Consider the following 26,648-nt stretch of genomic DNA (forward strand, 5'->3'; position numbering starts at 1 on the left):
GAAAAACGTCGCGGTGACTCGTTTTCCGCAGCCATGAATACATACCCAGGGTCGGATGAACCCTTAAAGTTCGGCAGGCTGTACGGTTATGCGTTCAGGCGACTTTTAGAATCGCTTCTATATAATAGAACAAAGCATCATTAAAAAAAGCAATCGTTGACTTTGGATGAATTAAACGGGGGATACAGATATGAACGTACCGGTGGAGGCAGTGCTCCCGGAACTGCTGAATGTGCTGCGGCGGGAGCGGAACGCCGTCCTTATCGCCCCGCCAGGGGCGGGTAAAACGACACGTGTGCCGCTTGCTCTCCTCAAGGAGCCCTGGCTGGACGGCAAACGCATTCTGATGCTGGAGCCGCGGCGAATTGCGGCAAGGGCAGCCGCGGCTTATATGGCGTCCCTGCTGGGGGAAAAGACGGGCGAGACGGTCGGGTACCGGATGCGCTCGGATACGAAGGTCGGGCCGAAGACACGCATCGAGGTCATTACGGAAGGAGTCCTTACACGCATGCTTCAGCGCGATCCGTCTCTTGAAGGAGCGGGAATCGTGCTGTTCGACGAGTTTCACGAGCGGAATCTGGCGGCGGATCTGGGCCTGGCCCTTTGCCTGCAATCCCAGTCTCTGCTGCGGGAAGACCTGAAGCTTCTGGTTATGTCCGCAACTTTGGAAGGAGACGCAGTGGCGGCGCTAATGAACGGTGCACCCGTCGTAACGAGCGAGGGCAGAATGTACCCGGTCGAAACCCGTTACAGGCGGGAACCCGTAAAAGGACCCGTGACAGCAGCCCTCCTGGATACCGTTCTGCAAGCCTGGCGCGAGGAGGAAGGGGATCTGCTCGTATTCTTGCCGGGAGCTCCCGAAATACGGCGGGCGGAAAAAGAACTCGCCGCCCGGCTGCAGGCCGGGCAAGCCCTTGTTGCACCGCTGTACGGCAGCCTGACGCAGGAGCAGCAGGACCGCGCGATTTTGCCGGACCCGCAGGGAAGGCGCAAGATCGTGCTGGCGACGACGATCGCCGAGACAAGCCTGACCGTCGAAGGCGTGCGCATCGTCGTTGACAGCGGCCTTGTGCGCGTTCCGCGCTTCTCGCCGCGCACGGGCATGAGCCGCCTGGAGACGACGGCGGTCTCCCGCGCCTCCGCGGATCAGCGGCGCGGCCGCGCCGGCCGGCTTGCGCCGGGTGTCTGCTACCGGCTGTGGACGGAGCAGGAAGAGAGGCGCCTGGCCCCAGCCGGACGGCCCGAAATCGCGGAGGCGGATCTGGCCCCGCTGGCGCTCGACCTCGCCGTGTGGGGAGCCCGGCCGGACGAGCTGGCCTGGCTCGACGCGCCTCCGGCGGCCGCTTACGCGCAGGCGTGCAGCCTGCTCCGCAGGCTCGGGGCGCTGGACGAATCGGGCGCCGTGACGGCTCACGGCCGCAAGATCGCCGCGCTGGGCCTGCACCCGCGTCTGGCGCACATGGCGCTGATGGCGCTTCCGCTGGGCGCGGGAGGGCTTGCCTGCGAGCTGGCGGCGCTGCTCGGCGAGCGCGACATTCTCCGCGGCACGCCATCGGCCCGGGACGCGGACTTGCGGCTGCGCGCCGAGGCGCTGCGGGCCTACAGCGGTCCGGGGCGCGGATCGCAGCGACCGCCGCACGACAGCGCCGCCGCCGGCACTTCCGCCGCGGAGCCCGAAAGCTTCGCGGACGTGGCTGTGCCGGGGAGCGCGGATGCCTCCGTGCTGCGCCGTCTCGGAAGCGATGCGGCCCGCTGGAAGCGGGAGCTCGGTGTGCCGGAGGGCGAATCCGGCAGTACGGAACGGACGGGCCTGCTGCTCGCGTTCGCTTTTCCCGACCGCATTGCGGGACAGCGGTCGCCCGGGCGGTTTACTCTCAGCAGCGGCAGAGGGGCCGTGCTGCCCGACATGCAGCGCCTCTCGTCGGAGCCTTGGCTCGTTTGCGCCGACCTGGACGATCAGGGCGCGGAAAGCACCATTTATTTGGGAGCTCCCGTGGGGCGGGACGAACTTGAAGAGCATTTTGCCCATGAAATCGTCGAGGAAATAACGGTGAACTGGGACCGGGAGGCTCAGGCTGTACGGGCCCGGAAAAGAACGTCGCTCGGCATGCTTACCCTCCGGGAGATCACTATTGCCGCTCCGGATCCCGAACTTATAAAGGATGCCCTTCTTCAGGGGGTCAGAAGCCAAGGGCTGGAAATGCTGGGCTGGAGCAAACCGGCGAAGCAGCTCCGCGAGCGGTTGAGCTTTATGGCGCATCATGATGACCGGTGGCCGGATGTCTCGGACGAAGCTTTGCTTGCCGCTCTGGAGGACTGGCTGGGTCCGCACGTGTACGGGATGAAAAGCCGGGGAGACCTTCAGCGTCTGAATCTGGCGGCTGTGCTGGAAGCGATGCTCACTTGGGAGCAGCGGAGGATGCTGGATGAGCAGGCGCCGACCCATCTGACCGTGCCGAGCGGCTCCCGCATCCCGGTCGATTACAGGATGCCGGAAGCGCCGGCTCTGTATGTCCGGCTTCAGGAGATGTTCGGGCTCCAAGCTACGCCGGCCATCGGCGGGGGACGCGTGCCCTTGACCCTTCACCTGTTATCTCCGGCACAGCGGCCGGTGCAGGTTACGCGCGATCTGGAGAGCTTTTGGAAAGAGGCTTATTTTGAAGTGAAAAAAGATCTCAAAGGCCGTTACCCGAAGCATTACTGGCCGGACGATCCGCTTGAAGCGATTCCGACCAGCCGGGCGAAGCCGCGCAAATAGTCCTCATAATCAAACAAACCAAGTTTTAAGATAGGAAAAGAATGGAGGTGCCGCTGTGCTTATGAAGCGGGTAGGGCAAGCGATTGCCGCAGGAGTCCTGCTTTTGGGACTCGCCGCATGCTCCGCCGGACAAACCGGCAGCCAGGAAGGCAAACCGGACGCGAGCCGGGAAGAGAACGGAAAGGCGGCGGAACTGACGGTATCCGCAGCCGCAAGTCTCAAAGATGCGCTGGAGGAGATCGGCCGGCGTTACGAAAGCGCCAATAGCGGCGTTAAGCTGCTTTATAATTTCGGATCATCGGGCACTTTGCAGAAACAGATCGAACAGGGAGCTCCCGCCGATCTTTTCATTTCGGCAGGGGTGCCGCAGATGAAGGCTCTGCAGGATAAGCAGCTCATCGACAAGGACCGTTCGGGCGTTCTGCTGACCAATGAGCTGGTTTTGATCGTGCCGGGGGATGCGTCGGCCGGCATCGCCGGTCCGGAAGACCTTTTGAAAGAGCCGGTGAAGAAGATCGCGGTCGGGGAACCCAAAACGGTTCCGGCGGGCAGTTACACGCAAGAGGTCTTGAACGGAGCGGGGATCTGGGATAAGCTGCAGCCCAAAATCGTGTGGACGAAAGACGTCCGCCAAGTGCTGGCCTATGTCGAATCGGGAAATGCGGATGCGGGTTTCGTGTACAAAACGGATGCCCTTACTTCCGGCAAGGTGAAAACGGTCTACACGGCAAAAGAAGCGGCGGGAATTTCGCCGATCGAATACCCGGCGGGAATCGTTTCGGGCACGAAGCAGGCGGAGGAGGCCCGGAAGTTTTATGAGTACTTGTCCGGAGCGGAGGCGCGTGATATTTTTACCCGGTACGGTTTCGGCCTGAAAAGTCCCTGAGCCATGCCGGTGAACATGGAAATGTTCCTCTCTCCGGTCTGGCTGTCGCTGAAGATCGCGCTGCTGTCGGGAATGCTGGCGTTCGTATTCGGCGTATTGGCAGCCCGGCTCGTACATAAACGACCGTTCAAGGGGAGGACTTTGCTGGAAACGGTCTTTATGCTGCCTCTTGTCCTTCCGCCTACCGTTATCGGCTTTCTGCTTCTGCTCGCTTTCGGCCGGAGAAGCTGGATCGGCCGTCTGGCGGAATGGCTCTGGGACCAGCCGGTCGTTTTCTCCTGGGGAGCGGGAGTCATCGCGGCGACGGTCGTCGCTTTTCCGCTTGTCTACCAATCGGCCAAAACGGGCTTCCAGACGATCGACCCGGACCTGGAAGGAGCCGCCCGGTCTATGGGAGCCGGCGAACGGCAGGTTCTGTTCCACGTTACGCTGCCGCTTGCCGGACCGGCGCTCGCGACCGCTTTTGTGCTCGGCTTTGCCCGGGCGCTGGGGGAATTCGGGGCCACGATCATGATCGCGGGAAATATCCCGGGACGGACTCAGACGGTACCGACGGCCATTTATACCGCAGTCGATTCGGGTGACTATGCACTCGCCTGGTGCTGGACGGGGGCGATTGTCGCCTTTTCTTTTCTGCTTCTGCTTGCGGGCAACTTCCGCAAAAATCCGAATGCCGGGAACTCCGCTCCATAAAAAAACCTGCCAAGGCATGCCTCGGCAGGTTTTTAGTCGTTCGTTTTTACGGGTCAGGACCAGCCGTCCTTCTTTAAACGTGCGTCCAGCACGAAGGTGCCGAACGGCAGGAAGGAGGCCAGGATGGCGGTCAATACTTTGAGAATCGACCAGCGGTGGACGAATGTGACGTGTGCGACGGCGAGCAGGAAGAGGACGAACAGCAGTCCGTGCAAGCCTCCTACGACCGTGACGGGCTGAGGGACATCCGCGAAATGCTTGAGCGGCATGGCGATAAACAGCAGCAGGAGGAATGAAATTCCTTCGAGAAAGCCGATCACGCGCAAACGCCCGATGGGAGTGCTGAGCATGGTAACATACACCGCCTGTGTAAGAAAAATAAGGAAGGGAAGAGCCTTCGCTTCTTTACTTTATCACAGAGCGAATGCTACTCTCAAACAAGCCTGCCGAGCCGGCTTCTCCGAGCTGTCCGTCGGCCGAAATCCGGAGGAGTTATTCCACAGTTTCCACTGTATAAACGGCCGGATCCAGCTTCTGGACGAACGGGGTCAGCGTTCCCGCCGAATAGAGCTGGAGCTTGTGCATGGCCCGTGTACAAGCCGTGTAAAACAGCTTCCGCTCGCTTTCGCGGCTGTAGGCGCCGGCGGATGCGTCGTAAATGAGAACGGCGTCGAATTCGACCCCCTTGGCGAGATAAGCCGGGATGACCATGACGCCTTTCTCGAACGAAGGCGTATCCTTGCGGATGAGGCGGAGCTCATCGAGGCCGTTTAGCGCTTCGAAGGCGCGCTCGCTTTCGGCGGCGGTTTTGCAGATGACGCCGATGGACGTGCTGCCATCCGCCTGCAGCGTCTTGATTTCCGCCGTCATCCGGCGAACGAGAGCGTCCGCGCCTGCATTTGCGTCAGTGCCCTTACCCGCACCCGCGGCCGTGAAAACAACGGGCTTGCCGCCTTCCCGGTCGAACGGCTCGATCTGGGCGCCGTCCTCCAGCATCCCGCGCGTGAACTCGACGATTTCCCTCGTCGACCGGTAGCTGCGGTGCAGCACGATCTGCTCGGTCTCGCCGGGACCGTACAGACCGGCAACCGGCGTGCTTCCTTCCAGCGTCGTCGCCTGGGCGAACACGGCCTGGTTGAAATCGCCGAGCACGGTCATGCGGCAGCGCGGGAAGAGTCTTTTCAGAAATTCGAACTGAAAAGGGGAATAGTCCTGCGCTTCGTCGATCAGGACGTGCCGAACGATTGTGTTGGTACGGAAGCCTTCGGTCAGTTCCTGCAAATACAGGAACGGAGTCGCGTCTTCGTACGGCAGATCGCCCCGGTTCATCCGCTCCAGCGTATACGCGCAGATTTCATCCCACCGGGCGGGAAGTCCGTCCCTGTCGTCGGCGTTCTCCGCGGGAACCGGAGTATCCGCCGCCGCAGCCGTCCGGTGCAGGGACTGAAACAGGAGCTTGTTCTCGTAAAGCTGCCGGTACAGGCCGGGAACATCGACGAAGCGAAGCCGCTTCACCCGTGTCCGCAGGGGCTTGAAATGTTCCCGGACGATCATTTTCCGCAGAAGCTGCTCCTCCACGTCGGCATCGTCGAAGCTTTCGCCGCGTCCCCGCCGTTTGCGCAGCTGATTGTAGGCCCGCTGGTACTGCTCTTTATCGAGGAAATCGAGCTCGTCGCGGACCCAGTCTTCCTGCATTTCCCGCTCCTGATAGGCCGCAAGCTCTTCCAGCAGCCATTCTTTCATAAGCTCGATGCGGTTGGCCAGTCGGATAGCGGGATCGTAGCCGTAAAAGCGGTCCGATAAGGCTTGACGGGATACTATTACTTGATCCCGGAAAACGATGTCTTTGAACAGCATATGGTCCTTCAGAAGCCGGTCTTTATACGCTTGAATGACGTGCAGGAAGCGGGTGGAGGCCTTGTAGCGGATTCCGCTCACCCTTGCGGCATACCCGGGCGTCTCTTCATCGGCCAGCACATATTCGATCTGATCGAACGGGTCCTCGATGTTGAAACGTCTGCCGAGCCGGTGATGCAGATACTCCTGAAACGTCGTCTGCTGCATATTTTCCTCGCCTAGCTCGGGCAGAACGGTGGACACGTAGCTGTTGAAAAGCGGGTTGGGCGAAAACAGCACCATCTGGTCGGCGGTTAAGGTTTTCCGGTGTTTGTACAGCAGATAGGCGACCCGCTGGAGAGCCGCGGACGTTTTTCCGCTGCCGGCGGCGCCTTGAACGATAAGCATTCGTGAGCTGTCGTTGCGGATAATGCGGTTCTGCTCCTTCTGAATGGTGGCGACAATCGTCTTCATCTGGGAGCCCGCTTCTTTGCTGAGCACCTGCTGGAGCAGTTCGTCGCCGATCATCAGCCCCGTGTCGAACAGGAAATGGATATGGCCGTCACGGATGATAAACTGGCGCTTCAGTTCGATTTCGCCCTCCACAAGGCCGCCGGGCGTATTATATTCGGCCGGACCGGGCGCGTAATCGTAGTAAAGACTCGCAATGGGCGTTCGCCAATCGTAGACAAGGAAGGTTTCGCCGTCTTCATCGAGAAAGGAAGACACGCCGACGTACACGCGCTCGGCACCGCTCGGGCCGTCTTCTTTAAAATCAATCCGACCGAAATAAGGGGACGGGAGAAGACGATTCATCCGGTCGGCCTGCCTTTTGAGCTGCCGATGGGTTCTCTCTCTCTCGGATAAAACTTCAGCCTGCTGCCTCAAGCTGAGGTACGTATCCAGGATATCGTCGTCATGAGACAGATTGACGGTCACTTCATCCCAAAAATGTTTGCGGATATCGACAACCTGAGACTTGAGCTGCCCGACATCGGGTTCGATTTTACTCAGCTGCTTCCGAAGCTTGGTTCGGACAAGATCGACCCTTTGCTGTTCATGCTGCCATTCTTCTTTGGAAACCGACAAGAAAACCCCTCCTTAAACGTGAAAAAACAACCCGCATAAGCGGCGATACAAAAAAAGTTGACAAAGCTGCGCGAAGGTGATACGATAAGATCAGATAAAAGCGCTCAATACGTTTAATTACTAGTATTGACAGCGGTTTTTTATTTTACCATGCCTACTTAACAAAATCAAACTTAATTTTAAGCCGCCAGGATATCTGGCGGTTTTTTGATTTTTCAGGGATCTGATGAAAGACGGAAACCTGCTCAGGTGACGATTTTGTAAGCCGGCAGCACGTGTTTTGCAAGGGAAATCGATGGGTCATTTCTCTTTATCGCCTTAGACTGGTTCTATCAGCGGAAATGATAAACCCGGAGGAGACTGGATGAGGATGTACCTAGCAGCTATAACCAAACTTGCAAGAAGCGAGAAAGTACGAACGGGAATAGGGGCGCGGACCCTGCTTGCGGCGGCCGCGGCACTTCTTATTGCGGTGCCGGTACCCGCCAAAGCGGCGGGGAGCGTTTCCGGCAAGCCGGATACGACCGCACGGATCGACGCTTACATGGAAGCGGCTATGAAGAGGCTGCATATCCCCGGCGCGGCGCTCGGCATTGTGAAGAAGGACGGCGATACGTTCTATCTTCAGGGCTACGGCACGAGCGATCCAAGCGGCGCGAAAACGACCCCGCAAACCGCTTTCGTGCTGGGATCGACAAGCAAATCGATAACGGCTGCGGCCGTGATGCAGCTTGCGGAGCAAGGGAAGATCAATCTGGAGGCGCCGGTACGCCGCTATTTGCCGGACTTCAGAACGGCTGACCCGGAGCGGTCCGACCGGATACGGGTAAAGGATCTGCTTTACCAGACGAGCGGGTTTTCGAAATACGACGGCGTTGCCGCCCTGACGCAGGGGGATTCGACAATCGGAGCCCATATCGGCGGTTTACATAAAATTTCGCTTGTCCGGGATCCCGGAACCGGTTTCGAATATTCGAACCTGAATTACAACGTACTGGGCGGCCTGGTGGAGAAAGTATCGGGAACGTCCTACACAGCTTATGTAAAAGACTATCTTTTCGAACCGCTCGAAATGAAGAACAGCTTCGGTTCGCCGCAAGAGGCGGAGGGTGCGGACATGGCGGCGGGGTATCAGTCGGTTTTCGGCTTCAAAGTTCCGACCCGGCAGCTTGCGCATTCGGGCACGGTGCCTTCAGGCTACCTGATTTCCACGGCGGAGGATATGACCCATTATCTCAGCGCGCAGATGAACGGGGGCCGTTACAAGGGGAAATCGGTCTGGAGCGAAAAGAGCGGCGCTGCGCTTCACAAACCGGAAGCTTCCATGGGCGGCGGTGCTTCCTACGCGATGGGATGGACGGTCAAAAACGGGGTTCTTTTTCATGACGGAGCGACCGAAAACACGTATTCGTTTATGGTTATTCATGGAGACACGGGCATTATTCTGCTTCTCAACACGATGGATTATCTCGTGCCTTACGATCAGATCGTGATGGGAATATACGGGATTCTGGAGGGAGAAGACGCTCCCGTAGAGTCGCTGCCGAACTATATCCGGACGTATGCGCTGGCCGATATGGCGCTCGCTGCCGTGCTTGCGCTTGCCGTCCGAAGTTTTTACAGCCTGTTCCGGAGGAAAAAACGCGTAAAGCCGACGGCCGTCCGCATCGCGTTCAGCGCAGCGGGAATTGCGGGGGTTCATCTGCTGCTCCCGGCTTGCATCCTGATGCTGCCCAAGCTGCTTCATGCGCCTTGGCCGGTTTTGATGGTTTTCCTGCCGGGGCTGTCCCAGGGGCTGTATTTTATGGCGATCCTGCTGGTTTGCACCGGTTTGCTTAAGATTGCCGCTGTTGTCCGGGCGATTCGGGTGAGAAAAACGGCGCTGTAACGGATATCGGTCCCGGATTGACTTCCCGGGCGAAGCCGTTCTCATTCCGCTGCCGACGTTAGACGCTTCAACCCGGCATTTTTTGGGGTAAGCATGGGTAGCGAAAAAGCAGCGGAAGGATGATGAGCATGAATTCGGCACGCTTACAGCGAATCAGGCGCGAAGAGAAGGCGTATCACGAGCAGTATTTTGAAGAGCACGATTTGTACGAGAAAGACAGTTGGCTGGAAGAGCCGGATGAACGGGTTCTGGAGTATTTAGCGATGCTTCAGGACGGGAAACCTTTGCGGCTGCTTGATCTGGGATGCGGGGTCGGACGAAATTCCATTCCGCTGGCCCGGAAGCTCCAGCCGACAGGCGGAAAGGTCGTTTGCGTGGATCTGCTGGACAAAGCGCTGGAGCAGCTTGAAGCAAACAGCGGCAAGTACGGCGTGAAAGAGGTCATCGAAACCGGGCGGGCGGACATCAGCGAATACGAAGTGCCGGAGAATACGTTCGATTATATCCTCGCGGCATCCAGCCTTGAGCATGTCCGTTCCGAATCCGCCTTGGATAAGGTGCTGGCAGGACTTGCGGCGGGGACTAAGGACGGGGGCATCAACTTCATCCTCATGAATACGAACATAAGAGAAGTGGATGCGGAAACGGGCGAAGGGCGCGAAACGCTGATCGAACTGATTTTGACGAAAGAGCAGGCGCTCGAAAAACTCCGGCAGGCATACGCGGGGTGGGAGGAGCTTGAGGTGTCCCATAAACCGCTGGATATCGAAATCAACCGGGGCGATACGCCGGTCATAATGAAAACGGACTATTTGAGCTATGCGGTCCGAAAGCGGGAAGCCGGGCGTTAATCGGTTAACGGAAATGTAAAGTACGAGAGAGCCGCCGGATAGACGGATAAACGAAGAGCCGCAGAGAAACTGCGGTTCTTTTGTTTTTTCGTTGAGAATAATTTTCAATTAGGGATTGAAAACGGAACGGAGACCCTCTATACTAATTATGAAAATGATAATCATTATCAATTAAATAAAACCAGTCATAATCAAATTACATAGATGGAGGGATGTGTGACGGATGAGCACATTTATAGTCGTTTACGCAAGTTTAACGGGCAATACGGAGGAAATGGCGGACGCTGTGGCGGAAGGGATCAAACAGGCCGGCGCAGCGGTGACGGTCAAGGACATTCTGGATGCCCGCGCGGCTGAACTGGAAGCCTACGACGGTATCGTGCTCGGAGCTTACACATGGGGAGACGGGGAGCTGCCCGACGAGTTTCTGGATTTCTACGAAGAGATGGATGAGCTGAAGCTGAGCGGCAAAATCGGAGCGGTATTCGGCTCCTGCGATTCCAGCTATGCCCAGTACGGAGCGGCCGTCGATCTGTTGACGGAGAAGCTTCAATCCCTCGGCTGCACGATGCAGGAGGGGCTGAAAATCGAGCTCTGCCCATCGGCTCCCGAACGCGAAGCGTGCAGAGAATTCGGACGGCAGGCGGTACTCCGCCTCCAGGGGGCCCTGTGAGCGGCGCGCCGGCGGTAAGCCGGATGGAGGATGGCCGGCTGGAGCAGTTTATCCGCTGCCCCGGCTGCTTTTACTCCGGCGGTAACTGTCAGGAGAGCGAGCCGTGGCGCGAGAGCGCGAGAACGTCGGCCGACCGGATCATCCGCGAGTTTTACGGCATCGACGCTTCCCGGCGGACGGCGGACATTATCCTGGAGAGGCTGGAAATGTACCTGATCGGTCCGGAGGAGTCGGGGCTTGTCATGGAAGATTATTTGCGCATGAAGAAAAATCTGGCGAAATATTTGATTCTCGCCCTGTTTCAGGAAGAGAAGTCGGACCCTCCTTTGTTCCTCTTCGAGACGCTATCGGTACAGGTCGAAGAGCTGGATCTGGAGCTCGTCATGCACCTGCATGTAGGCGAATGGGCAAACGGGTCCTACACGCTGAAACGGTACTATCTTGACGAGGACTGGTCCGTCGTGAAAGCGTACCTTCAGCTGTCGCTCGTTTTCGCCTACAAGGCGTTCGGCAGGCTGCCGGGCCAGATCGAAGCGTACAACCTGCTCACCGGCGAAGCTTACCGGATCCGGCCCAAATCGGACGATCTGCAGGCTTCGATGGATTTTCTGCGGCTGACGGATACGCTGATGCGCGAGCACAAGCGCGGCCGGATTATGCTCGCTTAGCGCCTGTCTCCACTTCCTGCCGCACAATGATCACCGCCGCTTCCAGCAGGGAAGAAGCCGCAAAATCCGCCCCGTCCGGCGGTGCGGTGAACGCTTCGGCCGCTCCTGCGTCGCCGATCCGGATCGTGCGGGTTCCTGCGGCCCGGCCCGCCCCGATGTCTGTCTCGCTGTCGCCGATCGTGTAGCTCCGCGCGAGATCGATGCCGTGCTTGCGGGCCAGGTCGAGAAGCATGCCGGGCTTCGGCTTGCGGCAGCGGCAGCCTGCGGCCGGACGGTGCGGGCAGTAAGCGATATCGTCGATGACCGCATTCTCTAAGGCCAGCAGTTTTTTCAGACGCCGGTGAATGGCCAGAAGCGTCTTCTCCGTCATAAATCCGAGCCCGATGCCGCCCTGGTTCGTGACAATGTAGAGGAGAAAACCGGCCTCTTTCAAACCTTTGAGGGCTTCCGGCACGCCGGGCAGCAGATGCAGATCGGACGGTTTGTTGACGTGGCGCACCCTGCCTGACATCACCTCGTTCAGAACCCCGTCGCGATCCAGGAATACGGCTTTTTTCATCGTGGTTCCCTCCTTAAGCAGTAACCGGGTCTACGAGTTATTTCTCCCGGAAGACTTTCTTAATTGCAATTGTACAGGAAATTTGAATTTTACCGGCCGCTCATCCTCCAAAAAACATCATCCTGACCCGTCGCTTTACGTCCAGCACCTGTGATACACTGTTTTAACCGCAAATTTTTTGCAAAAAACAGTAGAATTGGAGACGATCATGATTATTGCCGAACGGCCTTTTAACGTGAACGGTTTATCGTATACGATTCGGTCCGCAGCCGCAGAAGATGCGGAGCAGTTGTCCGGGCTAAGAGTGCAAATCGATGGAGAAACCGAGAATCTGGACCGGGAACCGGGTGAAGCGTTCATCGACGCGCCGGGCTTCGTCAAGCTGATTCAGGCGGATTCGGTTAGCCCGACAAACTTGTTTTTAGTCGCGGCCGTAGAGGACCGCATCGTCGCCTTTTCCAGATGCCAAGGCAGCGACCTGATCCGGTTTTCTCACAAAGTCGAATTCGGAGTCGGGGTACTTAAAGATTATTGGGGGCACGGCATCGGTAAAAATTTGCTGAAGACATCAATCGACTGGGCGGATTCCACGGGCATGGTAAAAATGACGCTGACGGTTCTGGAAACGAACGAAAAAGCCGTTCGGCTATATGAGAAGCTCGGTTTTGAAGTCGAAGGGGTTTTGAGAAAGGATAAACTTCTTTCCGACGGCACCTATTACAGCACGCTCGTGATGGGCAGATTGAACCAATAATTGCTTATGCGGCGCAGGATGGGGTCAATACCTCATCCTGTTTTTTCCGTCCGGCTCTTTGATTGATCCCCCGAGCTCACGGTTAAGTACAACACATACGCTTCTTTAAGCGAAACGGAGGGGATTGACACATGCAAACGATCTGGAAGGGCGCCATCAGCTTCGGTCTTGTCAACGTACCGGTCAAAATGTACACGGCTACGCAGGACAACGACATTCCGATGAAAATGCTGCACAAAGAATATAATGTGCCTATCCATTACACCCGTACTTGTCCGAAATGCGAGAGCGAGGTGAACTGGAGCGAGATCGTCAAGGGCTACGAATATGAACCGGGCCATTTCGTCACCTTCGACAAGAAGGAGCTGGAAGGGCTCGCCTCGGAAAAATCCCGGGAAATCCGGATTCTCGATTTTGTCCATCTGGAGGAAATCGACCCGATCTATTTCCAGAAAACGTACTACCTCGCGCCCGACGAAGCGGGAACCCACGCTTACAATCTGCTTGTGTCGGCACTGGAAGAAACGGAGAAAATCGGAATCGCGAACGTGACGATCCGTTCCAAAAGCAGTCTGGCCGCAATCCGCGTCATCGACGGGGTACTGTCCATGGTGACGATGTGGTATGCCGAGGAAATCCGGCCCAAGGAGCAGATTCCGAATTTGCCGGAAGAGTCCGAAGCCGATGAACGTGAGCTGGAAATGGCCAAAATGCTGATCGAGCAGCTCACCGGAACATTCAATCCCGATAAATATGAAGACGATTACCGAGAACGTCTGCTGGATGCGATCGAAGATAAGGTAGAGGGCAAGGAAGTGAAGCTGGCTCCGGAGGAGAAAAAGTCGAACGTCATCGATCTGATGGACGCCCTTCAAGCGAGCCTCAAGCAGATGAAAGACAAGCAGGGAGCGGCAGGAACCGAGAAGAACAAAACTTCCGGGACAGCGGGACGCACGGGCTCGGGAGGACGGAAAAAGACGGAGGCATCACCGAAACCGTCCGCCAAAGGCAAGCCGAAAAACCGCTCCAAGTCGACGGCGAAAAAGACGGGGAGCTGATTTATGCAGCCATTTCTGCCGATGTCGCCCATCCTCACGAATACGCTGCCTGAAGGCGATGAATGGCTATACCAGCTCAAGTGGGACGGATTCAGGATGCTTGCTTTTGTGGATAACGGGAAAGTGGAGCTTTTCTCCAAAAAAATGTTATCAAAGAACCGGAACTATCCCGACTTGATCGAAGCGCTAAAGAAGTTGACGGGAACCTTTGTGCTTGACGGAGAAGCCGTTATTCTTGACCCGGCAACCGGACGGCCCAGCTTCCAGAAAATGCAGCAGCGTGACAAACTGACCGATCCGGCTTTAATCCGGCGTGCGGTCGCCCGCGAACCCGTTCATTACATGCTTTTCGATGTGCTGCAAATCGGGGATGAGGATCTTCGCGGCATTCCTTTCAGGGAACGCTTCAGGCGGTTGGAAGTGCTTGCGGCCGACTGGAAGCCGCCTCTTTACCGGACTGACCTGTACGTGGACGCCGGGACGCTGTGGGAATGGGTGACCGCTAACGAATGGGAAGGCGTCATTGCCAAGCGTGCCGGGAGTCCCTACCGCGAGGGAAAAGAGCACAGAGACTGGTTCAAGCGCAAAAGGGCTGTCCGGCTCGAAGTGCAAGCCGTCGGCATTCTGTTCAAGGAAGGCCGGGTGGCCAGTCTCGTGATGAGCCGCGACGGCCGTTATTTCGGCCGTGTCTCGTCCGGGTTGAACGAGCGGGTAAAGCGCGAGCTCCGCGGCCTCAAGACCGGGCGGATCATCGAAGATTATTTCATGGGGACGCCTGAAGGTTTGCGAAGTGCCGAAGTGCTGTGGCTGGAACAGCCGCTGCCGATCCTTGTTACGGGACGCGAGGTGACGGAAAGCGGCCTGCTGCGGCATCCCAAACTGATGGCGCTGGAGGGGATGACGTTATGAGTCCAAGTTCAAGCGAATCCGGAGTCGTCACGGTCGACGGAAACGAAATCACGGTATCGAACCCGCAGAAGCTCCTCTGGCCCGAAGCGGGTATTACGAAGGTGATTTACCTGCAGAAGCTGATCGCGCTTTCGCCGTACCTGCTTCCCTATTGCCGGAATCGTTACCTGACCACGATCCGTTATCCGGACGGGGTCGGGGGAAAGTTTTTTTACCAGAAAAACGCGCCCTCCAAGCTGCCTGAATTCGTGAAAACCGCTGCCCACGGAGGCGTTAATTATATTCACCTGGACTCCTTGTCCACTTTGCTTTGGCTCGGTAATCTGGCCGCGCTGGAATTTCATCCTTCGTTCGAATATATCGGGGGTGAAGAACCTGCGGAATGGGTGCTGGATATCGATCCGAGTTTCGAAGACGAGCCTAGGCTCATGGAAGCCGTCGCGATTATCGGTGAAACACTCCAAGGGATGGGCGTACGCTCGGTTCCTAAAACGTCGGGTGCGACGGGGGTTCAGATATTCGTTCCGATCCGCGAAGGGTATACGTTCGATCAGCTCCGGTCCGTCGGAGAATTTCTGGGGAACTATCTGGCCGAGAAGCACCCCCGGCTGTTCACGGTCGAGCGGCTGATCAAAGAGCGGGGAAAGAAAATCTATATCGATTACGTCCAGCATGCTCCCGGCAAAAGCCTCTCCGCGCCGTACACGCCCCGCGGCAGGGTGGAAGCGACTGTTTCGACGCCTTTGACCTGGGATGAGGTCCGCCGGGGTATAAGCCCGAACCGGTTTACCCTGCTTACGATCGAGGAACGGCTGGACAAGACGGGGGATCTTATTGCAGCGGAAGAAAAACAGTCGCTGGACCAGGTGCTTGATTTTATCCGCTGACCGACCGACGGTAAACTTGCTTGGGCCGGGTTTATGCCGAAACGGAAAAGCTTCCGCACTTTGGGCCTATTGGTTTTCCAGGCCTAGTTTCCAGGTTGCGTTTGTTTGGACAGCCCGGTGAGTAATAAACCGGAAGTTAGGGTAAGTAAAATCATAAAAAACAGGAGGGGATTCCGATGTCCAAACATGAACCGGCTTCCGTACATACGACGCCGAGCCCCGAAGGCGGCTGGGACAATCAGCGCGACGGGAAGAAATTCAGCCATCATGACACGAAAGAGGAAGCGCAGGCAAGGGGCCGAGAAGAAGCCAAGAAGAGAGAAACGGAGCACAAAATTCACAACCGGGACGGCAAAATTTCGGAATCCAACAGCTACGGGAACGATCCGTTTCCGCCGAAGGGTTGATTACCCAAAGCGGATTCCACGGAAACAAAAAATCATGCAATCCTTTTTCCAAACCGGAGAAAGGATTTTTTTGATGAAACGGGATTTGCAAAAACCTCTTTACACGTTGGGAATGTCGAAGGTAAGTTTAAGGAAAGACCTTTCAACCAAACGGGGGAGTGATGGAAGTGGAAGTGAAGCAAGCGGCAAAAATAGATATCGCCCGGTACGACCGGAACTTACAAACGGATACGACGACCGATGAGGCAGCCGTGTGGCATGATCCGCGCCGGGCTCCGTTTAGGATTTCGGGGTTTCCGTGGCTGGAAACGGAAGGCCGGTACCGGAGACTTCCCGTACGTCCGGACCGCAAACTGCCCGAGGCGGTCGACCGGCTCGCGGATTGCACGGCGGGCGGGCAGATCCGCTTTAGTAGCGATACGGCGCAGCTGTCCGTCCGCGTCCGGCTTGGCGGCCATGCCGCTATGCCTCATATGACGGCACTGGGCCAGTGCGGGTTCGACTGCTACATCGGGGAACCGGGCAATCAGCGATATGTTGCAACCGCTTCCTTTAAGCCGGGAGACAGTGAGTACACGTCCCGGCTCTACCGGTTTGAGGAGAAAAAGATGCGGCACATCACGCTGAATTTTCCTCTCTATCAAGGGGTGGAGGAGGTCTGGATCGGAACGGACGAGGATGCCCGTGTAGCGGAACCGCTTCCCTATGAAAGTCCGGGCAGGATAATCATCTACGGCACCTCGATTACCCAGGGCGGCTGCGCGAACCGGCCGGGTATGAGCTACCCCGGCATTTTGAGCCGGCAAATCAACCGGGAGTTTATCAATCTCGGTTTTTCGGGCAGCGGCAAAGGCGAGCCGGAAGTAGCAGAGGTCATCCGCGAGATCGGGAACCCCGCTTTGCTGGTCCTCGATTATGAGGCCAACACGGGCGAGCCGGAGAGCATCCGGGCCACACTGCCGGTTTTTATCGACTTGTACCGGGAAAAGCATCCCGAAGTTCCGATTCTCGTTGTCTCCTGCATCGAGTTCGCCGCCGCAGGGTTTGACCCTGATGTCCGCAAGAAGCTGGACGACCGGCGGGCCATACAGCGGCAGACCGTTGAGGACCGGATCGCGAAGGGGGACTCCTTCATCACGTTCTTCGACGGATCGGCGCTTCTCGGGGAAGACGGGGACGAGTGTACGGTGGACGGGATTCACCCGACCGATCTCGGTTTTAAACGGATGGCGGACGGACTTCTAGGGGTATTCAACCGATGCTTGCAGGCAGAGTGAGACAGCGGATGCGCATATCGAGCCGACTCGGCAACCGTTCCCTTCGTCCGCTTCGTTCGCTTGCATTGCTGAGAAGTACGCTCCTCTTGGGGGCGCTGGCCGCCGCTTCCGCAGGTTGTGAACGTTCGCCGGAGACGGCCGGGGGCGGATTTATTCCGACCGGTACCGCGTCTCCCGCCGATTCCATCTCGATTGTGACGAACACGATCGGGATGAGCTTTCCCCAGGGGCTGGACGAGAATAACAATCCTTATCTGCGCTATATTGAAAAAAACACCGGACTGAACATTAAGGTGACCCTGCCGCCGCAGGATGTTTATCCCGAAAAGCTGAACGTCATCATGGCTTCGGGCAACACGCCGGATCTGATTAATTATTCCGATAAAGTATGGATGAACGATAACGCCAGACAGAACAAACTGATGCCGCTGGACGAGCTGATCGACCGCTATGGCAAAGACCTGAAGGAGAAGATTCCGAAAGAGGCGTGGGATCAGGTCACCGTCGACGGCAAAATTTACGCGGTTCCGAGTCTGAACGAAGTGAAGGGGCTGGAGCTGATGTACGTGCGCAAAGACTGGTTGGACCGCCTCGGACTTGCTCCGCCCGTCACCTTGGACGATTACTACAAAGTGATCCGCGCATTTACGCTGAACGACCCGGACGGCAACGGGATTAACGACACGATCGGGCTGACGTTCGGCGAGTCTCTGGTCCGTTCCGCGCCTTTCTTCGGAGCGTTCGGCGTGCAGCTCGATCAGTGGGCGGACCGTTACGGGGAGCTTGCGTACACGAGTACGCTGCCGGAGACGAAAGAAGCGCTCGCTTTTCTGCGCAAGCTGTACCAAGAAAAGCTGCTGGACCCCGAGTTTCCGCTCAACCGCAATCCTAGCATGATGGATAAAATCAAGAACGGCAAGGTCGGTCTGTTCTCGGCCGCCTGGTACGATACGCGGGGGCCCATCGCCGCCAATATGCAGAAAGACCCCCGCGCCGTCTGGATTCCGCTGGAATTCCCTAAAGGTCCGGAAGGGCATAGCGGCGTCTACGCGACCAACCTCGTCCGTTCGTATAACGTAATTCCGGTAGATAGTGCCAATCCGGAGGGCGTAATCCGGTACTTAAATTTCATTGCGGGCGACGGCTACAAGACACTTAAACTGGGTTTCGAAAATGAAATTTGGTCGATGCAAAACGGGAAGATGGTGATCAACTTCGAAGAACACGACAAGCATTTGTATCGTGGCATCTATCAGGCGATGGCGGATGTTCAAGACAAAGAGACTTCGAAAATACGGCTCGATGCTCTGGGCGATTTTCATTTATACGACAACTTAAAGCGAATCGAAGGCCATCTCATCCCGAACGCCTTCTACGGCTCGCCCACCCCGTCGATGAGCAAATACTACAACATCAAGGGGAAAGAACTTATGGAGCATTTCGTTCGTATCATTGTGGGCGTCGAGCCTTTGGACTCGTTCGAAACGGCTGTAGAACGGTGGAGGAAAGAAGGCGGAGATGACATGACCCGGGAAGTGAACGAGTGGTACAAGAAGCAGGGCATCCCGCAGGGTGCGCGATGAGGAAGACGCTGCGCTGGTTGCGGGACAAGTTTCAGCGGAATATACAAGTCCGGCTGACCTGCTACTTTCTGCTCATTCTGCTGCCGCTCGTGCTGGTGAGTCTCTTCGCCAATGAGCGTTCTCAGCAGATTCTCGTCGAGCAGGCTGCGGAAAGATCACGGCTGGCTTTGAATTCCGCGATGGACTACATCGATTTGACGCTGCAGAGCGTCGAGGAGCTGTCTACACTGATCTCGACGGACTCAGAGCTGATCGGCACTTTGTCGCGCAACGGCGGGGAACTGACTCCCCGAGCCGTGATGGACTTTTCGCAAATGATGAAGCAGTTGGCTAACATGAACTCCATCAATCACATTGCCGCCCAGATTTCCATTTACCATTATCCGTCTACCAGGATGTTTTCCACGAATTACGGCCCGAGGTACCTGGATAAGAGCCAGCAGGAGTATATGCATAGCATGACGCTCCGAAACGGCACGGGTATTCTGTACATGCTGCCCGGCGAAACCATATATGGTAGCACCACCTTCGGAGAGTTGATGAATTCGGACAGCGTGACCCTGGTCCGCTCAATGGACTTGTACAACCCTCTGCGGGAGCAGAACGTACTACTTGTCACGCTGAACAAAACGAGGCTGCTCAATCTCATCAAGCCGCTGCTTCCTTCACCACAGACTAAGATCTATCTGACCAATGCCAACAACAACCTGATCGCGGGGATCAGCCAGGAAGGGGAAACCCGGGACAAATACCTGCCCTCCGAACCGGACATGCTGTCGGTCACGATTACATCCAGCACGTCCAATTGGAAGCTGACGATGATGCAGCCGAAGAGCGAGCTGTACAGCAAAACGGAGCAGGTCAAGCTGTATACGTACGGCATTATTACGATCAGTATATTGCTCGCGCTATGGATTTCCTGGATCGTTTACACAGGTATCGCATCGCCGCTTCAGAAGCTCTCGCACGGAATCAAGCGGCTCGGCAGCGGCAAGCTGAACATTCAGCTGGAAAACAGGCGTAGGGACGAATTCGGTTATTTGACGGAGGCGTTCAACCAGATGGCCCAGCAGCAGAAGCATCTGATCGAGGATCATTACGAGCAGGAGCTGAGGCTGGCCAAGACGGAGCTGAAATTTTTGCAGTCGCAGATCAATCCCCATTTCCTGTACAATACGCTCGACTCCATCTACTGGACGGCCAAAAACTACGAGGCGGACGAAATCAGTGAAATGGTGCTGAATTTGTCGCGGTTTTTCCGGCTCAGTCTGAACAAAGGACGCGAAGTTTTTTCGGTGGAAGAAAGCTTCGCGCACCTGCATTACTATATCCGGATTCAGCAGATCCGGTTTCTCGAAAACTTCGAGGTGCAGTACCGGATAGAAGACGCGGCGAAAGGGGTCCCGCTTCTCAAGCTGCTGCTCCAACCGCTGGTGGAAAACGCTATTCTCCACGGTATGGACGGAAAAGAAGACGGGGGCCGCCTCGTTGTTTCCTCCCGGCTGGAGGAAGGGTTTCTTGTGCTGGAAGTGAAGGACAACGGAAGCGGCATCCCGCAGGAGCGGCTGGCCTATATCCAAGAGGAGCTGGGCAAGCTGCACAGGCGCAAGGGCAAGCTGTACTCGCTGGATGAGGAAGGCGTGGACGATCTGTTCGGGCTCAGGAACGTGGTGTCCCGGATCAAGCTGTATTACGGCGGAAGCGCGGAGCTGAGCATCGACAGCGCGGAAGGCGGGGGCACCTGCACGGCGCTTAAGCTTCCCCTGGTCCGCTGCAGAGAAGATTTCAGTCCCGGCGCGGACAGCATGATCGACTACAAGGAGGAGACGGGAACATGAATGTCATGATCGTCGAGGATGAAGTGCGTCTGCGCACTTCGCTCGTAAACAATATTCCGTGGGAAGAGAACGGAATCGAAGTGATTGCCCAGGCGGCGAGCGGGACGGAAGCGCTGTTTCTGTTCGAGCGGAAAAAGCCGGACATCGTGCTGCTCGATGTCCAGATGCCGGAGATGGACGGACTTTCGCTGGCCCGCAAGCTGCGCGAGAAGGATGCCTTCGTGAAGATGATTATTCTCAGCGGGCACGACAATTTCGGCTTCGCCCAGAAAGCGATCGAAGCCGGTGTTTCCCAGTACCTGCTTAAGCCCGCAGGGGACGGGGAAATTCTGGAAGCGGTTCTGAGCGCAGCCGAACAGCTCCGGCAGGAACTGGAGCGCTGGCACAACCAGGCGGAGCTCCAGGAAAAATGGTCGGAGCATCTGCCCCAGCTGCAGAGCGCGTTTTTCCAAAACCTGATCGGGGGCAAGTACGCCCTCTGGGAAATCCGCAAGATCAGCAGGGACTATCTGCTCGATCTGGATGAAAGCATGCAGTACGCCGTAGCCGTAGCCGACGTCGATCCTCTCGGTCCGGAGGAGCCCCGCTACAAAAGCGGGGATATGCCGCTGCTGCGCTTCTCGCTGCAGTGTGTCGCCCGCGAATTTCTCCAGCCGCATTCGTGCTGGGTGAACACGGACGCAAGCGGGTACACGCTGGTGCTCTTCGCCATGCCGGCGGACGATTCGCCCAACGACGTGATGCTCCGCGTCCATGCCGCGGTCGTGAAGCTGCTCTCCCAGGCCAAGGAATGCCTGAAGGTTACCTGCAGCGCGGGAATCAGCGGGGGAACCGGCGGCCTCACGGAGATCAGCAAGCTGTACGCGCAGGCGTACCAGGCGCTGCAGGACCGCATCGTGTACGGGGCAGACATCGCTGTTCCGTACCGGGACAAGCCGGCGGGGGGCTCGTCGGTTCCGCTTTCTCCTGGCTTGGAGAAAACGTTGGAGATCGCGCTCGAAACCGGGGACGAGGACAAGGCCATGGATACCCTCTCGGAGCTGTGGGATCAGGCGATGGAAGGAACGGAGACCGCTGCGGGCATGCACGAAGCGCTGATGTACTGGACGAGCCTTATGATCCGGCTCATTCATAAGCAGGGCTGGAGCGTGCGTGATGTCGCGAAGGACGACTATCCGTACTATCGGGACGTCACGATGCTGAGCACGAAGCAGCAGATCCGGGCCTGGCTGGAGCGTTCCGTGCTCCATTACACGGCCTATCTGCAGGAACAGCGCAAAACGACGAGCCACGGGGTCGTGAAAACGATCCTGTCCATAGTCGAGAAGGAGATCGACAGCGACATCACCCTCCACAGCGTGGCGGACCGGCTCTATGTCAATTCTTCGTACTTAAGCCGACTGTTTAAGCAGGAAATGGGTGTCGCGTTTTCCACGTACGTGCTGGAACGGAAAATGGACCGCGCCAAGGCGGCGCTGCTGGAAGGCGCCAAGGTGTACGATGCGGCCAGGCTGGTCGGCTACCGGGACGTCAGCTATTTTACGAAAGTGTTCCGCAAATATTGGGGCGTTACTCCGGGCGAAATGAAGCCGTAACACGCAGGGGAACGGCCGGGACTTCGCAGGCGGAACCTCAGAGACATGCTTGTTTACCCGCACGCTCAGCAAACTTTAATCTTGTGTTTAGCTTCGTTTAAGGCCGCCCTGTTGTCTTGATGAAAACGTCGTACTACAGGGAGCTGCCGAAAATGAATACCATCCTTCATGCGGTTAGAAAAAAACGGGCATGGAACGAGTTGATACCCGCAAAGGAACGAAAGCGGGTCTATGCCGCTGCGCTGCTCACCGGCGTCCTCGTGCTGGCGGGTATGCTGTACTTGCTCCAACAGTCCGGCTACCATACACGCGGTTTTAAAGGAATTTTTAAAAATTACGGCTCGCTGGCCAGGCTTGTTCTTTTCTTCGTCCTGGCGAACTATGTTCTGCTTTTTATGCTGAGGAAAAAACTTCCGGATCGCTTGAGCCCGTTGAAAAAAGCCGCAGTCGCTTTATCCCGCTTTGTCCGGAAATGGTATACGCCGGCCGCTCTGATCGCGATCGGACTGATCGTTCTTCATATCGCTGCCGTTTTCATGTACGGATTCGTATGGGATTTTCATAACATCAGCGGACTTCTGGCGCTTGCCCCTCTGCTGCCCGTCCCGGTTTCCGGGTTGTTCCGTTATAAGATGCGGGACCGTTCCTGGCATCTGAGTTCGGGACTGGCGTTTGCCGTATTATTTCTGATTCACGCTTTTATATAAGCATTCGGATTGAGAAAGGTTGCCCGGCTTCGGCCGGACGGCCTTTTTTTTGTTTGCTTGTTTTGCCGGTCTCTAACGGCCTCGGAAGCAGCAGCCCGCCATGAAAGTACCACAAATAGTAATGAGTGTCCTCTACTACGGATTTCGCGCAGGTTCTAAACTTAATACATACAAAAGCGAAAGCGCATAAGGGGGGATTCGATGAGACAGCCTGCTTCTGAAGTAAACGTCTCCCGGTCGAAACAAAGTTATTCCAGGCAATTGGGTTCGGATATCCGCAAGGATTGGGATTTATATCTGCTGCTCGTGCCGGGTATCTTGTTTGTTTTACTGTTCAAATACACGCCGATGTACGGCCTCGTCATCGCGTTCAAGGATTTCAATATTTTCGACGGAATGGCGGCCAGCCCGTGGGTAGGACTCGAGCATTTCAAGAAATTGTTTACCTCGCAGGAGTTCGGCGGTGTTTTCGTCAACACGCTTATTATTTCTCTGTTGAAAATCGTCATCTTGTTTCCGCTTCCCATTGTCGTCGCGATTTTGATGAACGAAATGAAAAACATGCTGTTCAAGCGCACCATCCAAACGGTCATTTACCTGCCGCACTTTCTGTCCTGGGTCATCGTCAGCGGAATTTTCATCGACCTGCTGTCCACAAACGGCGGGCTTGTCAACAAAGTGCTGATGAGCCTCGGGCTGGAACAGATCGCCTTCTTCATGGACAGCAGCGTATTCCGCAGCGTCCTTGTCACGTCGGCCGGCTGGAAGGAAACCGGATGGGGCATTATCGTCTACCTCGCCGCCTTCTCGACGATCGATCCCCAGCTTTACGAAGCCGCCAAAATGGACGGCGCCGGGCGTCTGAAGCAGATCTGGCACATTACGCTGCCCGGAATTTTGCCGACGATCCTGCTGATGTTCATTCTCCGGCTGGGCTCTGTGCTCGAAGCGGGCACGGAACAAATTCTCGTGATGTACAACCCTACGGTTTACAACGTTTCCGACGTGATCGGCACGTTCGTATACAGGATGGGTCTGGGCAACCAGGACTACAGCTTTACGACCGCCGTCGGACTTTTCGAATCGGTTATCGCCTTCTCGCTTGTCATCACCGGCAATTATTTGAGCCGCAGATATTTGCAGCGCGGAATCTGGTAGAGAGGAAGAGACACATATGAATACAGACGCAGCCCTGCCTGCCGTAAAGCCGCACAAACGCAGAAAACCCCGGACGACCTGGTCCGAGAAGCTGTTCCATCTGATCAATTACACCTTGTTTATCCTGTTCGGACTGGCCACGCTGCTGCCGTTCCTTAACCTGATCTCCAAATCGCTAAGCGATGAATCCGCTGTCATATCCGGGCAGGTCAGTCTGTTTCCGGTCGGCTTTCAGCTAAGCACTTACGCCTACGTGCTGCAGGATCAGATGTTCCTGAATTCGTTTAAAATATCCATCACAATCACAATCGTCGGCACCCTGCTCAGTCTTTTTCTGACCACGATTACGGCTTATCCGCTTTCAAAAACAAGGCTGCGGGGCCGGAAATGGCTGCTGCTGGCGTTCATCTTCACGATGCTGTTCAGCGGCGGGCTCATTCCGATGTACCTGCTCATGCAGAACTTGAATCTGGTCAACACGCTGCCCGCCCTTTTCCTGCCGGCCATGGTGAACGTGTATAACATGCTCATCATCAAAAACTATTTCGAAGGGCTGCCTGAAAGCCTTGAGGAATCGGCGAAAATGGACGGGGCCAGCAATCTGCGCATTTTGTTCAGCATCATGCTTCCGCTTTCCATGCCGGTACTGGCCACGATCGGACTCTTTTTCGCGGTGTATTTCTGGAACGATTATTTTGCCGCCATGATTTACATTACAAACCCGAGTCTGAAGCCGATGCAGCTGTTTCTGAAAGAACTGCTCATTTCGTCCACCGGGGATTTTCTGCGGAACAATAATCTGGATTCTTCCATGAATACGACCCCGCAGTCGATTCAGGCGGCCTCGATTTTGCTGGCCACGCTGCCGATCCTGCTCGTCTATCCGTTCCTGCAGAAATATTTCGTGAAAGGCGTTCTGGTCGGCTCCGTCAAAGGCTAACACGACACTCCATCCTGAAAGGCGGTGAGGCCCTTCTTTTGAGGCTTGCGGATCTCGGTTCGGTCTTGTTGTTCAACTAAAAGGGAGGTTTACATCTATGTTAAAAAAAGCAGCGCTTCTGCTCACAGTCGCAGCGCTTGGCGTCACGACGGCGGCATGCGGCGGAGGAAAAGAGACCCAAACCGGCGGTACTTCGCCGGCACCGGCAGGAGGAGCCAAGCCGGCCATGCGCCAGCTTATGCAGTACGGCAATTTCGATCCAAACAAAGAATTCACCGCCAAAACGATTACGGAGAAAACGGGCTATACGGTCAATTACGAGATGCTTCCGGCGGAAAATCCGGATGAGAAGCTGAACCTGCTGATGGCGAACAAAGAAGAATACGACGTGATGAAGCTGAGCGCGCCTCAATTCGAGAAGCTGGCTACATCGGGTGCCTTGGAGCCGCTTGACGACCTGCTCGAAAAGTACGCTCCGAACATTAAAACGGCCATCGACCCGGCTGCGTGGGAAAGCGCCAAGGTAAACGGCAAAATTTACGCCATTCCGGAAACGGGCTCGGGTCTTTCGGTCGGGGAAGAACTGGTTGTCCGCCAGGATTGGATGGATGAGCTGGGTCTGAAAACGCCGACGAACACGGATGAGCTGTACACGGTGTTGAAAACGATCAAGGAAAAGAAAAACATCGCCCCGCTTACAGGTTCCAAAGACTCGAAGGAATCCATTATCGGCGATATCGGCGCCGCCTTCGGCGTCACTACGGACTGGGTGGACCAGAACGGAACGCTTATCCATCAGGTAGAGACACCGGCGATGAAAGAATTCCTGACTTACATGAACAAGCTTTACAAAGAAGGCCTGATCGATCAGGAAATGCCGATCAATACGAGCGCCAAGGCGATCGAAAAGTTTTCCAGCGGCAAAGCGGCTATTTTCAAACAGGCTTACTGGAACGCGGGAACGACGGAAAAAGCGCTTAAAAAGAATGATCCGAACGCGAAAACGGCCATCATTCCTTTCCTGAAAGACAAATCCGGCAAAGCGTCCACGTTCGTCAAAGCGAACACGACCTGGTTCGTCACCATTCCGAAGGTTTCCAAGCATAAGGAAGATGCCATGAAGTTTCTGGATCTGAAGCTGAAGCCGGATAATTTCATCGAAATTGCCATCGGCAAGCAGGGCGAACATCATGAGATTAAAGACGGCAAATACTACCCGATTCTGCCGAAGTTCAACGACGAGCTTAACAATGGAAGCGGTTTCCTGACGGGTGTCGATTACAAGAAATATCCGGACTACTGGCAGGCCCGTGTGCGTAAAGATCCCGTTCTGCAAGCGTTCTTCGAACAGATCAACAAAAACGCCGAAGGCATCATAGTCACCGATCCGCTTGCCAAGGCGCCGCCGATTGCGGACATCTCCAAAAACAAGCAGAAGCTCGACAAGTACCAGACCGACAGCATGCTGAAATTTATTAGCGGAGCGGATCCGCTGTCCAATTACGATCAATTCTTGGCCAAATGGAAGGCCGATGGCGGCGATGCGATGATTAAAGCGGCAAACGAGTGGTTCAAAAGCGCAAAAAAATAACACACATCCAGAATCATTCACATCCGGCAGCGGCTTACGAGCG

Annotated in this window: 23 protein-coding genes; 20 read left to right on the forward strand and 3 right to left on the reverse strand. The window is 56.2% G+C overall.

The annotated features are described in order from the left end of the window. Positions 1 to 190 precede the first annotated feature (190 nt). Genes hrpB through modB form a run of 3 tightly spaced genes read left to right on the forward strand, consistent with a single transcriptional unit; the run spans position 191 to position 4,337 of the window. On the forward strand, positions 191 to 2,758 hold the full coding sequence (hrpB, locus tag KVT34_RS03080) for an ATP-dependent helicase HrpB (RefSeq protein ID WP_217556613.1): 2,568 nt from the start codon (positions 191 to 193) through the stop codon (positions 2,756 to 2,758). 55 nt (positions 2,759 to 2,813) lie between these two features. After that, entirely contained in the window at positions 2,814 to 3,644 is an 831-nt protein-coding gene (modA, locus tag KVT34_RS03085; RefSeq protein WP_217556614.1) for a molybdate ABC transporter substrate-binding protein, read from the forward strand. Positions 3,645 to 3,647: 3 nt separating this feature from the next. Continuing rightward, positions 3,648 to 4,337, forward strand: a complete 690-nt coding sequence (modB, locus tag KVT34_RS03090; RefSeq protein WP_217556615.1) for a molybdate ABC transporter permease subunit — start codon at positions 3,648 to 3,650, stop codon at positions 4,335 to 4,337. A 53-nt stretch (positions 4,338 to 4,390) separates the two neighbouring features. Here the strand turns inward: modB and KVT34_RS03095 are convergent, their stop codons facing one another. Together KVT34_RS03095 and helD are read right to left on the reverse strand one after the other, a co-directional pair. Next, a complete protein-coding gene (locus tag KVT34_RS03095) occupies positions 4,391 to 4,687 on the reverse strand; it encodes a DUF3817 domain-containing protein (RefSeq protein ID WP_042227947.1) in 297 nt (98 codons plus the stop codon). A gap of 142 nt (positions 4,688 to 4,829) precedes the next feature. Continuing rightward, positions 4,830 to 7,262: an RNA polymerase recycling motor HelD gene (helD, locus tag KVT34_RS03100; protein WP_217556616.1), complete on the reverse strand. Its 2,433-nt coding sequence runs from the start codon at positions 7,260 to 7,262 to the stop codon at positions 4,830 to 4,832. Between the two features lie 364 nt (positions 7,263 to 7,626). On the opposite strand from helD, the gene KVT34_RS03105 reads away from it, so the two are divergent. The 4 genes from KVT34_RS03105 (at position 7,627) to KVT34_RS03120 (ending at position 11,342) form a co-directional block, all read left to right on the forward strand. Then, positions 7,627 to 9,150: a serine hydrolase domain-containing protein gene (locus KVT34_RS03105; protein WP_254634509.1), complete on the forward strand. Its 1,524-nt coding sequence runs from the start codon at positions 7,627 to 7,629 to the stop codon at positions 9,148 to 9,150. 128 nt (positions 9,151 to 9,278) lie between these two features. Further along, positions 9,279 to 10,001 (forward strand): class I SAM-dependent methyltransferase, encoded by a 723-nt coding sequence (locus KVT34_RS03110; protein WP_217556617.1) that lies wholly within the window; start codon positions 9,279 to 9,281, stop codon positions 9,999 to 10,001. Between the two features lie 223 nt (positions 10,002 to 10,224). Next, positions 10,225 to 10,674, forward strand: a complete 450-nt coding sequence (locus tag KVT34_RS03115) for a flavodoxin (protein ID WP_217556618.1) — start codon at positions 10,225 to 10,227, stop codon at positions 10,672 to 10,674. Then, a complete protein-coding gene (locus KVT34_RS03120) occupies positions 10,671 to 11,342 on the forward strand; it encodes a hypothetical protein (RefSeq protein WP_217556619.1) in 672 nt (223 codons plus the stop codon). Before KVT34_RS03115 ends, KVT34_RS03120 begins: the two co-directional genes overlap by 4 nt. Here the strand turns inward: KVT34_RS03120 and KVT34_RS03125 are convergent. Further along, the gene (locus KVT34_RS03125) at positions 11,329 to 11,901 is read right to left on the reverse strand and encodes a D-glycero-alpha-D-manno-heptose-1,7-bisphosphate 7-phosphatase (RefSeq protein WP_217556620.1); all 573 of its coding nucleotides are present in this window, start codon (positions 11,899 to 11,901) and stop codon (positions 11,329 to 11,331) included. The genes KVT34_RS03120 and KVT34_RS03125 overlap by 14 nt on opposite strands. Positions 11,902 to 12,109: 208 nt before the next feature. Here KVT34_RS03125 and KVT34_RS03130 point away from each other — a divergent pair, with 208 nt between their 5' ends. The 13 genes from KVT34_RS03130 (at position 12,110) to KVT34_RS03190 (ending at position 26,605) form a co-directional block, all read left to right on the forward strand. Then, complete coding sequence (locus tag KVT34_RS03130; RefSeq protein WP_217556621.1) at positions 12,110 to 12,655, forward strand: GNAT family N-acetyltransferase; 546 nt, start codon at positions 12,110 to 12,112, stop codon at positions 12,653 to 12,655. 131 nt (positions 12,656 to 12,786) lie between these two features. Continuing rightward, positions 12,787 to 13,713 (forward strand): non-homologous end joining protein Ku, encoded by a 927-nt coding sequence (gene ku, locus KVT34_RS03135; protein WP_217556622.1) that lies wholly within the window; start codon positions 12,787 to 12,789, stop codon positions 13,711 to 13,713. Positions 13,714 to 13,716: 3 nt separating this feature from the next. Continuing rightward, positions 13,717 to 14,622, forward strand: a complete 906-nt coding sequence (locus KVT34_RS03140) for an ATP-dependent DNA ligase (RefSeq protein WP_217556624.1) — start codon at positions 13,717 to 13,719, stop codon at positions 14,620 to 14,622. Next, a complete protein-coding gene (ligD, locus tag KVT34_RS03145; protein ID WP_217556625.1) occupies positions 14,619 to 15,509 on the forward strand; it encodes a non-homologous end-joining DNA ligase in 891 nt (296 codons plus the stop codon). Before KVT34_RS03140 ends, ligD begins: the two co-directional genes overlap by 4 nt. A gap of 176 nt (positions 15,510 to 15,685) precedes the next feature. Beyond that, the gene (locus tag KVT34_RS03150; protein ID WP_217556626.1) at positions 15,686 to 15,916 is read left to right on the forward strand and encodes a DUF2188 domain-containing protein; all 231 of its coding nucleotides are present in this window, start codon (positions 15,686 to 15,688) and stop codon (positions 15,914 to 15,916) included. 161 nt (positions 15,917 to 16,077) lie between these two features. Beyond that, positions 16,078 to 17,193 carry an SGNH/GDSL hydrolase family protein gene (locus tag KVT34_RS03155; protein ID WP_217556627.1) on the forward strand — a complete coding sequence of 372 codons (1,116 nt, stop codon included), beginning with the start codon at positions 16,078 to 16,080 and terminating at the stop codon, positions 17,191 to 17,193. 8 nt (positions 17,194 to 17,201) lie between these two features. Next, the gene (locus KVT34_RS03160) at positions 17,202 to 18,776 is read left to right on the forward strand and encodes an extracellular solute-binding protein (protein ID WP_217557237.1); all 1,575 of its coding nucleotides are present in this window, start codon (positions 17,202 to 17,204) and stop codon (positions 18,774 to 18,776) included. Next, positions 18,737 to 20,614 carry a cache domain-containing sensor histidine kinase gene (locus KVT34_RS03165; protein WP_309244055.1) on the forward strand — a complete coding sequence of 626 codons (1,878 nt, stop codon included), beginning with the start codon at positions 18,737 to 18,739 and terminating at the stop codon, positions 20,612 to 20,614. Before KVT34_RS03160 ends, KVT34_RS03165 begins: the two co-directional genes overlap by 40 nt. Beyond that, the gene (locus KVT34_RS03170) at positions 20,611 to 22,209 is read left to right on the forward strand and encodes a response regulator transcription factor (protein ID WP_217556628.1); all 1,599 of its coding nucleotides are present in this window, start codon (positions 20,611 to 20,613) and stop codon (positions 22,207 to 22,209) included. Before KVT34_RS03165 ends, KVT34_RS03170 begins: the two co-directional genes overlap by 4 nt. Positions 22,210 to 22,361: 152 nt before the next feature. After that, positions 22,362 to 22,916: a hypothetical protein gene (locus KVT34_RS03175; protein WP_217556629.1), complete on the forward strand. Its 555-nt coding sequence runs from the start codon at positions 22,362 to 22,364 to the stop codon at positions 22,914 to 22,916. Between the two features lie 201 nt (positions 22,917 to 23,117). Next, on the forward strand, positions 23,118 to 24,074 hold the full coding sequence (locus tag KVT34_RS03180; RefSeq protein WP_217556630.1) for an ABC transporter permease: 957 nt from the start codon (positions 23,118 to 23,120) through the stop codon (positions 24,072 to 24,074). 16 nt (positions 24,075 to 24,090) lie between these two features. Then, positions 24,091 to 25,014: a carbohydrate ABC transporter permease gene (locus KVT34_RS03185; RefSeq protein WP_217556632.1), complete on the forward strand. Its 924-nt coding sequence runs from the start codon at positions 24,091 to 24,093 to the stop codon at positions 25,012 to 25,014. Positions 25,015 to 25,111: 97 nt separating this feature from the next. Further along, a complete protein-coding gene (locus tag KVT34_RS03190; protein WP_217556634.1) occupies positions 25,112 to 26,605 on the forward strand; it encodes an extracellular solute-binding protein in 1,494 nt (497 codons plus the stop codon). The last annotated feature ends 43 nt before the right edge of the window (positions 26,606 to 26,648 follow it).

This window comes from Paenibacillus sp. GbtcB18 (assembly GCF_019091125.1).
GTDB lineage: Bacteria > Bacillota > Bacilli > Paenibacillales > NBRC-103111 > Paenibacillus_F > Paenibacillus_F chitinolyticus.